This is a genomic window from Methylobacterium sp. CM6257 (assembly GCF_054611515.1).
The window spans coordinates 852,550-866,904 of record NZ_CM137735.1 but is presented as its reverse complement, the minus strand read 5'-3'; the positions used below and the strand labels follow the sequence as shown (position 1 = coordinate 866,904).

Annotated in this window: 15 protein-coding genes and 2 pseudogenes; 11 read left to right on the top strand and 6 right to left on the bottom strand. The window is 65.0% G+C overall.

All coding sequences use genetic code 11. The annotated features are described in order from the left end of the window. The first annotated feature begins 3 nt into the window (after positions 1–3). The 4 genes from ACYCO6_RS04130 to ACYCO6_RS04115 all read left to right on the top strand — a co-directional run bounded on the left by ACYCO6_RS04130 (position 4) and on the right by ACYCO6_RS04115 (position 3,766). Positions 4–1,320 (top strand): NRAMP family divalent metal transporter, encoded by a 1,317-nt coding sequence (locus ACYCO6_RS04130; protein ID WP_459769551.1) that lies wholly within the window; start codon positions 4–6, stop codon positions 1,318–1,320. Between the two features lie 64 nt (positions 1,321–1,384). Then, positions 1,385–1,723, top strand: coding sequence for a c-type cytochrome (locus tag ACYCO6_RS04125; RefSeq protein WP_459769549.1), 339 nt, complete (start codon positions 1,385–1,387; stop codon positions 1,721–1,723). A gap of 253 nt (positions 1,724–1,976) precedes the next feature. Further along, on the top strand, positions 1,977–2,471 hold the full coding sequence (locus tag ACYCO6_RS04120) for an FAD-dependent oxidoreductase (protein WP_459769547.1): 495 nt from the start codon (positions 1,977–1,979) through the stop codon (positions 2,469–2,471). Positions 2,472–2,485: 14 nt separating this feature from the next. Next, entirely contained in the window at positions 2,486–3,766 is a 1,281-nt protein-coding gene (locus ACYCO6_RS04115) for a cytochrome P450 (RefSeq protein ID WP_459769545.1), read from the top strand. A gap of 315 nt (positions 3,767–4,081) precedes the next feature. Here ACYCO6_RS04115 and ACYCO6_RS04110 read toward each other — a convergent pair whose 3' ends face one another. Beyond that, entirely contained in the window at positions 4,082–4,834 is a 753-nt protein-coding gene (locus tag ACYCO6_RS04110) for a GntR family transcriptional regulator (RefSeq protein ID WP_459769544.1), read from the bottom strand. Between the two features lie 165 nt (positions 4,835–4,999). Between ACYCO6_RS04110 and ACYCO6_RS04105 the strand changes: the two genes are divergently transcribed. The 6 genes from ACYCO6_RS04105 (at position 5,000) to panB (ending at position 9,551) form a co-directional block, all read left to right on the top strand. Then, the gene (locus ACYCO6_RS04105) at positions 5,000–6,424 is read left to right on the top strand and encodes an MFS transporter (RefSeq protein WP_459769542.1); all 1,425 of its coding nucleotides are present in this window, start codon (positions 5,000–5,002) and stop codon (positions 6,422–6,424) included. Between the two features lie 372 nt (positions 6,425–6,796). Further along, complete coding sequence (locus ACYCO6_RS04100; RefSeq protein ID WP_459769540.1) at positions 6,797–7,588, top strand: sterol desaturase family protein; 792 nt, start codon at positions 6,797–6,799, stop codon at positions 7,586–7,588. Positions 7,589–7,652: 64 nt separating this feature from the next. Beyond that, positions 7,653–8,042 carry a hypothetical protein gene (locus ACYCO6_RS04095; protein ID WP_459769538.1) on the top strand — a complete coding sequence of 130 codons (390 nt, stop codon included), beginning with the start codon at positions 7,653–7,655 and terminating at the stop codon, positions 8,040–8,042. Between the two features lie 28 nt (positions 8,043–8,070). Next, positions 8,071–8,289: a hypothetical protein gene (locus ACYCO6_RS04090; RefSeq protein WP_459769536.1), complete on the top strand. Its 219-nt coding sequence runs from the start codon at positions 8,071–8,073 to the stop codon at positions 8,287–8,289. Next, entirely contained in the window at positions 8,286–8,582 is a 297-nt protein-coding gene (locus tag ACYCO6_RS04085) for a DUF6166 domain-containing protein (RefSeq protein WP_459769534.1), read from the top strand. The genes ACYCO6_RS04090 and ACYCO6_RS04085 overlap by 4 nt, the downstream gene beginning before the upstream one ends. Positions 8,583–8,651: 69 nt before the next feature. Continuing rightward, positions 8,652–9,551 carry a 3-methyl-2-oxobutanoate hydroxymethyltransferase gene (panB, locus tag ACYCO6_RS04080; protein ID WP_459769532.1) on the top strand — a complete coding sequence of 300 codons (900 nt, stop codon included), beginning with the start codon at positions 8,652–8,654 and terminating at the stop codon, positions 9,549–9,551. Positions 9,552–9,568: 17 nt separating this feature from the next. Here panB and ACYCO6_RS04075 read toward each other — a convergent pair. The 4 genes and pseudogenes from ACYCO6_RS04075 to ACYCO6_RS04060 all read right to left on the bottom strand — a co-directional run. Further along, a pseudogene (locus tag ACYCO6_RS04075) lies at positions 9,569–9,679 on the bottom strand (enoyl-CoA hydratase/isomerase family protein); the annotation flags it as partial. A 130-nt stretch (positions 9,680–9,809) separates the two neighbouring features. Further along, positions 9,810–11,480, bottom strand: a complete 1,671-nt coding sequence (locus ACYCO6_RS04070) for a SulP family inorganic anion transporter (RefSeq protein WP_459769531.1) — start codon at positions 11,478–11,480, stop codon at positions 9,810–9,812. A 226-nt stretch (positions 11,481–11,706) separates the two neighbouring features. Continuing rightward, positions 11,707–11,904, bottom strand: coding sequence for an ion channel (locus ACYCO6_RS04065; protein WP_459769529.1), 198 nt, complete (start codon positions 11,902–11,904; stop codon positions 11,707–11,709). A gap of 434 nt (positions 11,905–12,338) precedes the next feature. Continuing rightward, positions 12,339–12,860 (bottom strand): N-acetyltransferase family protein, encoded by a 522-nt coding sequence (locus ACYCO6_RS04060; protein WP_459769527.1) that lies wholly within the window; start codon positions 12,858–12,860, stop codon positions 12,339–12,341. Positions 12,861–12,955: 95 nt separating this feature from the next. On the opposite strand from ACYCO6_RS04060, the pseudogene ACYCO6_RS04055 reads away from it, so the two are divergent. Then, positions 12,956–13,352 (top strand): annotated as a pseudogene (locus ACYCO6_RS04055) (potassium channel family protein); the annotation flags it as partial. Positions 13,353–13,408: 56 nt separating this feature from the next. On the opposite strand, the gene ACYCO6_RS04050 reads toward ACYCO6_RS04055, so the two are convergent. After that, positions 13,409–14,305 carry a LysR substrate-binding domain-containing protein gene (locus tag ACYCO6_RS04050; protein ID WP_459769525.1) on the bottom strand — a complete coding sequence of 299 codons (897 nt, stop codon included), beginning with the start codon at positions 14,303–14,305 and terminating at the stop codon, positions 13,409–13,411. Between the last annotated feature and the right edge of the window lie 50 nt (positions 14,306–14,355).

Below are 14,355 nucleotides of genomic sequence, written 5' to 3'. Positions count from 1 at the left end.
ACGATGCAGGAAGCGCTGCGAGACGACGATCCCGAGATCCCGAGTCCCGTCATAGGTCCCTCCAAGCCGCGCCTCCTGCGCGTCCTCGGCCCCGGGCTGATCACCGGGGCCTCGGACGATGATCCGAGCGGCATTGCCACCTACGCGCAGGCCGGCGCCGCCTTCGGCTACCGTCTCGGCTGGACGCTTCTCTACAGCTTTCCGCTGATGGTGGCGGTGCAGATGATCTCGGCCCGGATCGGCCGCACCACCGGGCACGGCATCGCCGGAGTGCTGCAACGCCACGCTCCGAACGGACTCTTGCAGCTCGTTGTCGTGCTGCTGCTGATCGCCAACACGGTCAATCTGGGGGCGGATCTGGGCGCCATGGCGGACGCTGTGACGTTGCTCCTGCCCGGGTCACCGCGCTGGCTGCTGGTGCTGCTCTTTGCAGGCATCTGCGTGTTCCTGCAGGTTCTCCTCGCCTACGCGCGCTATGTCGCCGTGCTGAAGTGGCTGACGCTCGCGCTCTTCGCCTACTTCGCCGCACTGGCGATGATGCAGGTGGACTGGCCTGCCTTCGCGTTCGGCATCTTTGTGCCGCAGGTTAGCTTCAGCCAGGAGGAGATCACCACGGTCGTAGCGATCTTCGGCACCACGATCAGCCCCTACCTGTTCTTCTGGCAATCCTCGGAAGAGGCTGAGGACCTGCACGTCCATCCGCAGCGGCGCGATCTCCTCCATGCGCCTGAACAGGGCCCTCCGGCCTTGCGCCGGATCGAGATCGACACCCTGACCGGGATGGGGATGTCGAACCTTGTGGCGCTCGCGATCCTGGGCACTGGGGCGGCAGCGCTCCATGCGCACGGCACTCTGAACATCCATACCTCCGCAGAGGCAGCTGCGGCCCTGCGGCCGGTGGCGGGGCGGTGCGCCGAGGCGGTCTTCGCGCTGGGCGTGATCGGCGTCGGGTTGCTTGCCGTGCCAGTGCTCGCCGGCTCATCCGCCTATGCAGTCGGCGAGGCGCGGCGTTGGCCGGTCGGCTTCTCGCGCCGGGTGCAGGAGGCCAAGGCCTTCTACGGCGTGGTGGGGCTCGCGACCCTTGTCGGTATGCTGATCAGTCTCATGCCGAACGTCGATCCGGTTCAGGCGCTCTTCTGGAGCGCGGTTCTGAACGGCGTCGTGGCGGTGCCGGTGATGGCCGTGATGATGCGTCTCGCCGCGCGGACCGATGTGATGGGCCCCTTCGCGGTGACGGGCTGGCTGAAGGGGCTGGGCTGGCTTGCCACCTTGGTCATGGCGCTCGCCGCCGTCGGGATGATCATCACCCTGGTCGGCTGAGGCTTGTCCCTCCGTGAGGATTCAGAGAACTTGGCCGCATCCTATCAATCTGCAGGAGGCCTGTATGCGCGTTTCCACCTCCGCCCTGGCTGGAGCGGGACTCTTCACAATCCTGACCCTGTGCACAGGGACTGCCGAGGCGGCCGAGGATCCCCATGTCCAGCGAGGGCGCATCTTCGTGCAGACCCATTGTGCCCGCTGCCACGCGGTCGGCCGCACGGGCGAGAGCCCGCTGGCAGAAGCGCCCCGCTTCCGTGATCTGCACACGCGCTATCCCGTCACCGACCTCGCCGAGGCGCTGGCCGAGGGTATTCGGACGGGCCATCCGAGCATGCCAGAGTTCCAGCTTGACCCGGACCAAGTAGAGGATGTGATCCGCTATCTTTCCAGCTTGGAGCGGTGAGCTCCTGCCGTAGCCACTCACGGACCTGCTGGTTCGCTGTGCTGACAAGCGTTCTGGCAGCGGCGACTGAGCCCTGGCTATCCCCGAGCATGCCCGTGCCCCCGGGTGAGTCCGCCTCGCCGCGGTGGCAGTGGGAGCCCTACTCGGCCACCGGTTGTAGTTGGGAACCGTCTCTCGGCTTGCTTCCCATGATCGCAACGGATGTGGAAACGCTCGGCGTCCCGATGAGCGGCCTGGTAATCGAGCCCATGAGGTGGCTCATGGCCAGCCCAGCCGTGCGGCTGTGATCGGTGCGGGCCTCGCAGCCCTGCGCGGGACAGAAGCGATGCGCCAGACAGGCTTCTCGAGCTCGCTCACGATCGTCGGCGCCGAGCCTTATCGTCCCTACGACTGGCCGCCACTCTGGAAGCACGTCCCGGCCGGCGAGATCGCTCCAGTCGCCGCCACCCTGCCGAGCAGCCTCGATGAAAACGTCGTTTGGCACCTCGGCAGCCCGGCTGTGCGCCTCGATCGCGCAGCCCGGGTGGTTCACCGCGCGGACGGCACGGCGCTGCCCTACGACCGCCTGCAGATCGCCACCGGCACCCGCGCCCGGCCCTGGCCGACTTTCTGGTCGCCAATTGTGGGCGCTGGCTGCCGGCCTACGCCGAGGGAAATTCAGCAGCCAGGCCCTTCCCGCACGAGGATCCGGCTACCGACCGATCGAGGGCAACCGCCATCCTCGCTCCCAGCTTACCCTGACGCTTAGGCAGCAGATCCACCATGCCCGATGCAACCCTCCTCAGCCAGATCAAGGATTTCTCCAACCGCTCCGACCCGTACCCGCTGTACGCCCGCCTGCGGCAGACCCCAGTCTCGCGCCAGGACGACGTGGGTCAGGAGGATGGGTCTCCGGGCGGCGAACAACACGGCGTGTGGGTGGCAGCGAGCCACGACGCCATCATGCGCCTGCAGAACGACTCCCGCCTCAGCGTTGAGACCCAGCCGCCGACGAAGCGCCCGTCCACCGGAAACCCGATCAGCGACTACCTCGTCAACCCGATCAAGAACCGGATCACCGACCGTCATCAGCCATTCCTGTTCCGCGACCCGCCCGCGCACGACCTCCTGCGTGCCGCCACCGTTCACCAGTTCACCCCTGAGCGCGTGCACGCGCTGCGCGCTCGTTCAGAACGGCTGGTTGGGGAGATGCTCGACCGCAAGATAGGCTCGCGGGAGATCGATGTCGTGGCCGACCTCGCCTATCCTCTGCCGGTGGCAGTGATCTGCGAGTTGTTCGGCGTGCCGGAGGGGGACGAGGCCAGGTTTCACGACTGGTCAAGCCAGCTCGCCACGGCGGTCGAGCCCGGTGTTGCAGTTAGCGAAGAGACGCGCATCGAGAACGCTCGGTCCTTCGATGCCATCTCGGACTACCTCGTCGATCTTGTGGCTGAGAAGCGTCGCCAGCCGCGTGACGACCTACTCTCAGGGCTAGCCAACCAAGCCACTCCCGACGGCTACCGGATGGGCGACCTCGACTTGATCTCGACGGCGATCCTGATCCTCGTTGCCGGCCATGAGACCGCGGTCAACCTGATCGGCAACGCTTGGCTGGCCCTTCTGCGCCACCCGGACGAGTTGGAGTGCCTGCGCGCCGACCCGGGCCGTGCCCCGCGCGTCGTCGAGGAGGTGATGCGGTACGATCCCCCTGTGCAACTCGTCACCCGCAAGACGCTGAGCGCCATCGACATCGCCGGCACCACAATCCCCGAGGGCGAAGCTCTCGTCCTGATGCTCGCCGCCGGCAATCGCGACCCGGTCGCTTTCCCGGATCCGGACAGGTTTGATCCGGATCGCATCGGCACCCGCCACCTCGGCTTCGGCGGGGGGGTGCACTACTGCGTCGGCGCTCCCTTGGGCCGGTTTGAGGCGGAAGCCGCGCTCACTGCGCTCGCCCGCCGCCTGAAGGCTCCGCGGTTGATCGAGGATCCTCCGCCCTACCGGCGCCCGGCGACTCTGCGCGGCCCAGAGCGTCTGCGGGTGGCGATAGACGCGGTCCTTTAGCCCGCGACAATGTGTGAGATTGGCCGACACTTAGCAGGCGTCCTGCCCAAACTGAACGTCCGCTCCCAGGCGTCGAGACAAACTTCTGCTCAACGCCAAACTCAATCGGCAGCTTTGCGCCCCTCACTGTCGTTCCGCCGATTCTACCGTTAACTCCGAAGCGGATATGAAGCACGAAGCTCTTCACAGCCATGGCGCAGGTCGCTCATCAGGGAAGTGCTAATATCCCGAGCCGACGATCGAGATCTCCGGCACCTCAACGCAAACGACACGCACAGCGTTATTTTCCACTCAGCTCTTTCAAGCCGATGCGGATTAGACATCCAGGGTCTTGCGAGCGAAGCTCTCGATGTAATCGACGAGCTTGTCCGATGCGGCACCGGCGGCCTCGACGTCGCGTCGAGCGACCGCCTCGCAAACGTCAGCGTGGAGATTGGCGGTCAGCGGGAGATCGGCCGCTTGCTTGTAATGCTGATACCAGAATCGCCGCGACAAGCCCGCCATGCTCTCCAGCGAGCGCACAGCGAACTCGTTGCGCGAGGCCGTTGCGATTAGCTCGTTAAACTGACGATCCAGACGCATGAACGCCAGGTCGTCCGACGCTGCGGCCGCGTCGCGCATGTCCTGCGCGAGGCCCGCGAAGACCTCGCGCTCCTCCTTCGTGGACCGCTCCGCGGCGAGGCGCGCGATCAGGCGCTCCAAGACACGTCGGGTCTCTAGGAGGCGCAGCTGAGTGCGCACATTGATGTCGGAGACGAGAATGCCACGCCTCGGCATGACCACGACGAGACCGTCGCGGGCGAGGCGCTGCAGAGCCTCTCGGATGGGGGTACGGCCGATCCCCAGACGCTGAACCAGGTTCTGCTCGCCCAGCACCATGCCGGGCGGGAGCACAAGTGTCGTGATCATCTCCTCCAACTGTTGGTAGGCTCTGTCCGTGAGCGTCAGGTCGGGTAGGTCATCGTCGCCAGCCGGCCCGTCGAGCGCCCCTTTTACGGCCTCCCTCGCCCTTTTCCCACCACGCTCCGCGGCACGGACGGACGTCGTCTTTCCGGTCACGAAGTTCATGGACGACACCCCCTTGTCCTGATCGGTCCGCTCACCAGCCGCTGCAAGGCTGCATGGTGCCGCGCGGCTCCCTGCGCAAGGGGCATACGGCTGATATATCTTGCGCTGATTAGAAATATCCTGCAAGAACACCCGGCGCATACTAAAGACGCAGGGAGGCAAGGAATGGTAGGGCAAATTGCGATACCCGTCGGCGATGTGCTGCCGGAACGGGGCACGACCGAGATCCCCGTCCGCGTCGCGGCCGGGTCGAGCGCAGCGATCGCGGCTCGGCTTGAGCGGCTGCCGATGACACGGTTCCAGCGCAATATCTTTCTCATCATCGCGACGGCCTGGTTCTTCGACTCAATCGACCTCGGCTCGCTCACCTTCCTTCTCGGTTCGATCAAGACAGAGTTTGGCCTGTCAACGGCCCAGGCCGGGCTCCTGTCGAGCATGAGCTTCATCGGCATGTTCGCCGGCGCCGCGATCTCCGGGATGCTCGCCGACCGCTTCGGCCGGAAGCTCGTCTTCCAGATCAGCATGGTGTTCTGGGGCCTTGGCAGCGCGTGGTGCGCCTACGCGCCGGACGCGACAATGCTCGGCTACGCCCGCCTGCTCCTCGGCTTCGGCATGGGCATGGAGTTTCCCGTCGCCCTGGCCATCGTCTCCGAGTTTCTGCCGACAGCCAAGCGCGGCCGCTACCTCGCGATCATGGAAGGCTTCTGGCCTCTCGGCTTCATCGCGGCGGGCTGCCTCAGCTACGTCCTGCTGAGCTACTTCGACTGGCGAGCGGTGTTCCTGGCCCAGGCGTTGCCGGCCCTGTTCCTGTTCGTGATCCGCTTCCTTGTGCCGGAGTCACCGCGCTGGCTCGCGGACCGCGGCCGGTACGATGAGGCCGACCGCGTAATGGCGACCATAGAGACGAAGGTGACCGCGCGCCTCGACGGCCGCTCGCTGTCCGAGCCGAAAATCCTGCCCGAGCAGGTCCAGGGCGAGCGTCGCTTCTCCTTTCTTGAACTCTGGAGTGCGGGCTACGCCAGCCGCACCGTCATGATCTGGCTGACGTGGTTCTTCGCCCTCCTCGGCTTTTACGGGCTCACCACCTGGCTCGGAGCCCTGCTGCAGGATGCGGGCTACAGCGTCGCCAAGTCCGTGACCTACACAATCCTGATCTCGCTCGCGGGTGTGCCGGGCTTCATAGCCTCGGCCATCCTTGTCGAGCGCTGGGGTCGCAAACCGACGGCCGTGCTGATGCTGCTGGGCAGCGCCGTGGCGGCTTACCTCTATGGCCACTCGCCCTCGTTCGCCTGGCTGATCGCGTATGGGCTGATGATGCAGTTCTTCCTGTTCGGGATGTGGTCGGTGCTCTACGCCTACACCCCCGAGCTCTATCCCACCCGTGCACGCGCAACGGGAGCCGGCTGCGCCTCGGCCGTCGGCCGAGTGGGCTCGCTGATCGGCCCCTACGTTATCGGGCTCATCCTGCCGACGCTCGGCCACGGCGGCGTGTTCGCCCTGGGTGCCGGGTCGTTCGTCATCGCCGCCGCGAGCGTCGGCATCCTCGGCATCGAGACCAAGGGCAAGTCGCTCGAAGCGATCTCACACTGACCATACCGGCGGGGGCGCAAGCCGCTTGTCTCCCCGCCCGTTCAACAAAGACCGCACAGTACTGTTGACAGCTGATATATCACTGATATTTTGCTGCGAACCAACAAGGGAGGGCGCGATGTGCCAGACGGCTCGCCGCGCGGATGACAGTCAGCGTCGCTCTGCCTGCCGGGGATGCGGTGGATGTAGTGCGAGCAAGCTCTCGGTCCCCGTCCGACCCGTGGCCATGGTGCGGTCGCGCCCTGAACAGGCGCTCGCCACCAGGTCGGCCCTTCCGTCGAACACTATCCTGGCGACGGCCTCTTACTGAAAACCTTCGCGGAATCAGTCACTTCGGCCATCCCAGGAATCATGGAACAGAGGAGATGCGCAATGGAACTCGCGATCACCAAGATGAGCGAGCGACAGAGAAACTATCGAGCCAACTATCGGCAGCGCGTCGCAGGCTGGTATAACGGCTTTCTGCACATCGCGATCATCTACACCATCGGTCTGACGGCGCTGTACATCTACATCTCCAACATCAAGACTCCGACATGGGCGGAACTCGCCACGGTGCCGGTCGTGTTCTTGTTCTGCAACTTCTTCGAGTGGTGGCTGCATCGCTACGTAATGCATCGGCCGCAGAGCAATCCGATCGGCCGCGCCGTCTACAATCGGCACACGCTCCAGCACCACCAGTTCTTCACCGATCACGAGATGCGCTTCGCCGACCATCGCGATTACCGGGTGACGTTCTTTCCGCCCTACGCCCTGGCAACCTTCACGCTGATGTCGATCCCGGGCGCCATCGTGCTCGGCAATGTGTTCACGCCGAACGTCGGTTGGCTGTTCATCACCACGACGACCAGCATCTACATGATCTACGAATTCATGCACTTCTGCTGCCACGTCGAGGACAACTGGTTTGTCCGAAACATGCCGTTCATCAACACGAACCGCCGGCACCACACGGCCCATCACGACCAGTCGATCATGATGGAGCGCAACATGAACCTTACCTTCCCGATTATGGACTGGCTGTTCGGTACCTCGGACCTCAACCGTGGCCTGCTCGGCACGCTCTTCAACGGTTACGACACGCGCCACGTGAAGACCGACATGCGCAAGACCTCGCGCACGCCCGGAGCCGCCGAGCCCGGCGCAATGCAGCCGGCCGAGTAAGCCCCCGCCACACGCGACGTGCGGCGCCGACGAGGCGCCGCCCCAAAACGCGGAAAGGTTTTCCATGAACATGATCGAACCGAACGTAGCCGCTCTCTCGTGGTTCGCCCTCTTTTCCGGCGTCGCCAGCGTCGGCTTCTATGTCCTCACAGGCATGTTTCCGCTTGAAACCCGACCCGACCTGAAAGGCCGGCCACTTGGCCTGCTGCTGCTGACGGCCAACGTCGTGCTTCTGCTGGCACTGGTCGGCGGTGGCTTGGCCTACGGTGCCGCCAACCTGCGTTGGACGAGCCTCGTCATCGTGAGCGGGCTGGCCGTCCTGTTCGCCCCGGGACTGTTCAACGTCTGGCCCCAGCGCTGGCGTGACGGGCTGGCCGGGCTCGCCATCGTGCTGGCCGGGCTCGGCGGCTCGCTCGGCCTGCTCCAGCAGGTCAGCTCCGTCTTCACCCTGTAAGAACAACCACCGATCCGGGAGGAATCCGATGCCGTTTCCCATCAAGTTCGGCTTGTCCGTCGCTGTCGCCTTGGCCGCGCTCGCGGGGTGGTTCTACATGGGCTACATCGGTCAGGTCGGCCCGCAATGGGCCGTGGCCTTCCTCGGCCCGTTCATGGTCGTCAGCCTCTGGATCTTCCCCGAGGTGATGCGTTCCCGCTCCGACGGCCGCACGCCGCGCCATCAGGTGAGGGAGGCGCGGTCGTGAACAAGGTCTATGCAGGAGACCGGACCATCGACGGGATCGTCGTCACGGTCGATGGCAAGCCGCTTCCGGAAAGGACGGACGCCAAGCGCTACTCGCGCAACGGCTTCGAGTGGAGCTACGAAGGGCCCGAGCCCTCGCAGCTCGCCTACGCGATGCTGGTCGACCACCTCGGCGACACGGCCGAGGCGGAACGCCTTCAACCGCAATTCATGCGTCGCGTCGTTGCCAACTTTCAGAACGAATGGGAGATGACGACGGCCGACATCGACCGCGTCCTGCAGCGCTTGCGCTAGGCGAGCACGAATAAAGTCGGCGGCCGGGCTCAGCCGCCTCGACCAATGAACAATCCTGGAGGGGCGGACATGAGTGCGACAACGGAGACATCTCCGAATGAGCCGTCCAAAAAGGCTGGCAAACGGACAATCCTCGATATCCGCGCCGCCAAGCAGACGGGCGAAAAGTTCGTCTACATGTCCGTACCGGACTACACCTCCGCTCGGTGGGCGGAGATGGCGGGAGTCGACGTTGCCGTCGTCGGCGACAGTCTCGCCATGGTCGCCCACGGTCATGCCAGCACCATACCTGCGACGATGGACATGATGATCCTCCATGCAGGCGCAGTGCGGCGGGGTGCGCCGGACACCTTTGTGCTCGGCTGCATGCCCTACCAGAGCTACAACACCGTCGACCGGGCCCTCACGAACGCCACGCGATTCATGCAGGACGCGCTCTGCGATGCGGTGAAGCCGCAGGGCGGCAAGAGCCAGGCTCACGTCCTCAAGGCGCTCGTCGACGCCGGTATCCCAACAGCCTCGCACATTGGGCTGACGCCCCATACCATTGCCAACTTCGGCGGCTTCAAGATCCAGGGCCGCACCGCCGAGGCTGCGATGAAGATCTTGGAGGACGCCCTCGCTATCGAGGACGCCGGCTGCTTCATGCTGGAGTTCGAGGCCGTCCCGGCGCCGATTGCCAAACTGATCTCCGAGCAGCTGACGATCCCAACCATCGGCATCGGCGCCGGTGCGGGTTGCGATGGCCAAATTCTGCTCGCCTACGATCTGCTTGGCGTGTTCACGGACTTCAAGCCAAAGTTCACCAAGCGCTACGCAAACCTCACCGAAGTCGCCGTCACGGGCATTCGCAAGTATGTTGAAGAGGTGAAAGCAGCGGCCTTCCCCGACGACGACCACTCATACCGTGTCGATCCAGCAGAGTACGAAAAGTTCCAGACCCTGATCGAGAGGCGAAAGCACGTCTGAGTCCCCAGCAGGCTGGTGGAGCCTACGTCCGGGATGAAGCCGATACCGACCTCCGGCATCGAAACGGCGTACGGCCCCAAGGCTACGCGGTAGGGCCCTTGTACCAAAATGCCGACGCCGCATCCCATTCGGCCGGCGCGGCTCAATAGAGATTTCTCCTCCGCGATGCCGGCCCCGCAGGTTCACCGCATTTTCGCTCACCTCATGAGCTCGACTTCATGCTTGGCTTGCGGGGTCAGCCCATAGAACGTGAACATCCTATTCAGGCGCCGAATGCGCATAGAGTTCTTTGTACCGCTCGATGGCGGCCCGCGCGTTGAATAGCATGCGGTCCCGACCGAGTTCCTGATCCAGGCCGGCGCGCCGCACCATGTCGAGGACGCCAGGATTGAGGCCCACGAGCCAGACCGTCACGTCGGTCCGCCGCGCGCCGTTCTGCAGCATCTGAAGCGCCGAATACTCGATATCAGGCACACGGCTGAGGTCCAGGGCCACGATGCGCGGCTCACATTCGGCGATCAGCGCGCGGATGCGGTCGGCCACGTTCTGCGCGTTGGCGAAATAAAGGCGGCCCTCGGGTCGCAGGATCAGAAGGCCCTCGAACGTTTCATCGTCGGGGTGCTCCGGCGATAGAGGACGCAGGACGTCGGCCCCGCGCTTGCGGACGATGATCGAGACCCGCGGATGGGCAGTCTGGAGGGCGAGCCCGCCGAGCGAGAGGACGATGGCCACGACGATGCCTTGGAGCGTTCCGAAGACGAGTACGCCGAGGGCCGCCACAACCGCCCAGCGGAACTCCATGCGCCGCACCTTGTAAATGGCCCGGAACTCCGCCGGCTGGATGAGGCTGGCTGAGTAGACGATGACGACTGCCGCCAAGGTCGCCTGCGGCAAGAGGCCGAGGATCGGGGCCAGAAACAGCATCGTGGAGAGGGCGGCGGCGGCCGTCACGAACGAGGCCGCCTGGGTCCGGCCGCCCGCGGCTCGCACGACCCCGGTTTGTGAGGTTCCGCCGCCAGCCGGCATGGCCCCGAGCAAGGCTCCCCCCAGGTTCGCCAATCCCGTCGCGACCAGATCGCGATTGGCATTGAGCGGCGGATCGTCCGGGCCCACGAAGGCCCGCCCCGCCGCGATGCTTTCCGTGAAGCTCATCAGGGCGATGCCCATCGCGCCCGGAAGAAGTGCTTGGGCGAGCGCTGGGTCGGGCAGGGTCAGGGAGGGGAGGCCCTGCGGGATCATTCCGACGGTGGATACCCCCGCGGCGCTCAAGCCCAGCAACCACGAGGCAGCGATGGCGGCCGCCACGGTGACCAGAGGGGCCGGCGAGTGCGGCTTGAGCCATTCCATCCCGACGAGCACGGCCAGTGTGGCTCCCGCGACAGCCAGCGTCGGCAAGGAGGTTTCAGGCATGTGCTGAATGAGGCTCGCCAAGTCTGCGAGAAAGGATTGTTTCGCGACATGAAGCCCGAGAAGTTTAGGTGCTTGGTCCAGCAGGATGACGGCTCCAATGCCGGCCTTGAAGCCCGTCAACACCGGCGCGGAGATGAAGCTGGCGACGAAGCCGAGCTTCAGCAGCCTGGCCGCGAGGAGCAGAACCCCGATGAGGGCCGTCAGCGTCGCCGTTGCGACGGCCAGCTTCGCCGGATCACCGTCAGGTGCCACGCTGCCGAGTTCTGCCCCCGTCAGGATGGCCAGTGTTGTCGTCGAGCTGACGCTGAGGACGCGGGACGAGCCCAAAAGTCCGTAGATAATCGAGGGAATGAAGGCGGTATAGAGGCCAACCGCCACCGGCAGGCCAGCTACGGTGGCGAAGGCCATCGCCTTGGGCAGGACGACGGCCGCGGCTGTGAGCCCTGCCACGACGTCGAGCCGAAACTCCGTTGGCGCGCCTCTCCAGGAGGCACTCGTCGTCGAACTGAAGGCCTTCATGTGCGCTCCTCCGCGTTCCGCGTGGGCACGGGGAAGGATTCTACCAGTGCTTCGACGATTCCCACACAAGGCGCCGCCCAGCTTCGGTCGGCACCTAGTCTTGGCCACCTTCCTTGAGTGAGTAACGGATCGAGTTTAGGCCGGCTCGCAGGCGGCGGTCTTAATGCGCTACTTCGTCCATGCGGATCAGGGTTCGCCGGAGGATCTCGAAGATGACGGCTGTCGATCAGCCGAACAGCAGGATGCCATTCATGGCGGCGACCAGATCAAGGAGACGCCACGGCTCCGCCGGGATGATATCGCCGTAGCCTAGCGCCGTATAATTCACGAAGGCAAAGTATAGGAAGTCGGATTCGGCGGGGGCGACGCCGACAGTCCTGTATATGGCAGCCCAGATCATGACCTCCAGAGTGTGTGCCGCCATCAGGACACACGCCGTTGACGACATGGTCCTCGCCAGCGAAACGCTGCTTTACCCGCGAAGGTCGGTCGGCGAGCGGGCCACCTTCAGGACCACGGCCATCATGAACGAGTGGGTCGTGATGCAGCAGACGCTCGCACCTGCACCGACAACCAATTGAACCAGCATCTCCAGCCCCCGCCCAATCATGATCGAACACCGGCTAAAGCGCGGCAATCAATTCTGCCTCGGCGCACCTATGCACGCACCTTTTTCCCTGCTGAAGCATAGTCCGAAGGTTCTGACGAGCGTGCGCCGTCTTGCACGACGGGCGGGAACGCGCCTGCGGTGACGGACAGATCCATCAACGCGGCCGCTCGGAAGCTTGGATAATCACGAAGATGGCGCTGCCGCCCCCTCTCCGCGAACAAGGGGCGACGCATGGCGGGAACGCGCACTCAAGTGAGCTGAAGAGCTACGTGGACGGCTCCGGCTTCGCGCCGCATGTTCACGGGCAGTCCGCACCGCTCGAACAGCGTCAGCATGGGCGCGTTGTCCGGCAGCACCTCTGCGGTCAGCTCGGTCAGTCCGCTCTTCCGGGCGATGCCAACGAGGTGCCGCATCAGAGCGGCGCCGATGCCTTGGCCCTGGTACCGGTCGATCACGGTGAACGCCACCTCGGCTTGGCCGGGCTGGGCCACGACGTAACGAGCGCCGCCGACGATCACGCGCTCGCCGGCTTCTTCTGCTACGGCGACCAAAGCCACGTGGCTCGTGAAGTCGACGTTGAGGAAGAACGCGATCTCCTTATCGGTGAAATGGCGCTTGGCGCCGAAAAAGCGGCGGTAGAGCGACTGCGGACTCGTGTGCTCGACGGCAGCCAACACCCCGTCCCGATCATCCGGTAGCAGCGCGCGGATTTCCAGTGTCCGGCCATCGCGCAGACGCTCGACGGCCGAGTAGTGTGACGGGTTATCCATGGCAGCCACGCTCCTCGAAATTGCCGTCGGCTCGCGAGAACCCGCAGCGCGCATTGCGCATCGTGGGAGCCGTTCGTCGCAGACACGCAGCCCCGGACAGCGACTTGTTTCGCCGGAACGAGGACGCGATCCTGGCCGCGACCGACTTGGTGGTATTCGTCTTCACGATGACGGGCATCGTCTACGCCACGCAGCACAACACCAATCCGGCCATTCAGTCGCCCATTGACGCTCTATATACTTCACCGTCACGTCGCTGACGACCACGGGCTACGGCGACTCACCCTCCCGGGACCGACGGGCCGGCTGCTCTCGGTCGTCGTGATGATCTGCGGCGTGACGCTGTTCTTCCGCCTCGCGCAGGTGGTGTTCCGGCCGTACAAGGTGCGCTTGCCCTGCACCGCCTGCGGGCTGCAACGCGACGAGCCGGACGCGGTGCACTGCAAGGCCTGCGGCAACCTCCTGAACATCCCCGACGAGGGAGCCGGCTGACGACGATGCGGTGGGCGCGGTCAGCTTTCCAGCGCGGATGCCCGCCCCCAACGCCGTCACAAGGCGACGGCCTCTGGAACCGCGACACGCTGCTCCAGGGCGGCGATGATCGTCGAAGACAGCAACTCGGCAGCCGGCGAGACATGGCCAGGAGCTCGGTAGAGGACGATCTCCGTATCGGGCAGCTTCGGAAGCTGAAGCCGGGCAGACACCGAGATCATGTCCGCTGGGATCATCTCCGTCGGCAGAACCGTCACCCCGAGCCCAGCTTGGACGGCGGCCTGAAGTCCGGCCAAACTGGGGCTGGTATAGACGACGCGCCAGTCGCGTCCGGCAGCGTCGAGAGCTGACAGCGCGCGCTTGCGATACACATCGGGGGCCGGCGCGAGGATGAGGAGGATCGGGCTCCCGGTTTCCGTGACGAGGCGCGGTGACGCGACCCAATCGAGCACCTCCCGCCAGACCTTGGTCCCGCCGCTCGGCCCCTGTGGCTCGCGCTTGAACAAGATCAGGTCGTAGCGGCCCTTCGCGAAATCATCGAGGAGGTTGACGGTAAAGTCGCAATGCACCTGAAGCGCGACCTGCGGATGGGTCCTTGCAAAACACGCCAGCACCTCCGACAGGTGCGTAGTCGCAAAATCCTCGGGCGTTCCAAGCCTGACGACGCCCGACAGATCCGACTCGCCCAGGCGCGAGAGCGCCGCGGCTCCGAGCCGTAGGATCTGCCGCGCATAGGTGAGCAGGATGTCGCCCTCAGGCGTCAGCTTCAACTCCCGCCCGTCCCGGTCGAACAAGCGGCGAGTGAGGCCGTCTTCCAGGCGCTTGATCTGCAGCGATACGGTCGACTGCGTCAGACCCAGTCGTTGCGCGGCACGCGTGAAGCTGCCGTTGTCGACGATCGCGACGAACGTGCGCAGCAGATCGAGGTCGAACGGAAGCGGCGGACCCGGCATGGCCTTGACATCAAATCTCTCAGGGCGCCGCGCAAGTACCCATGCAGCAT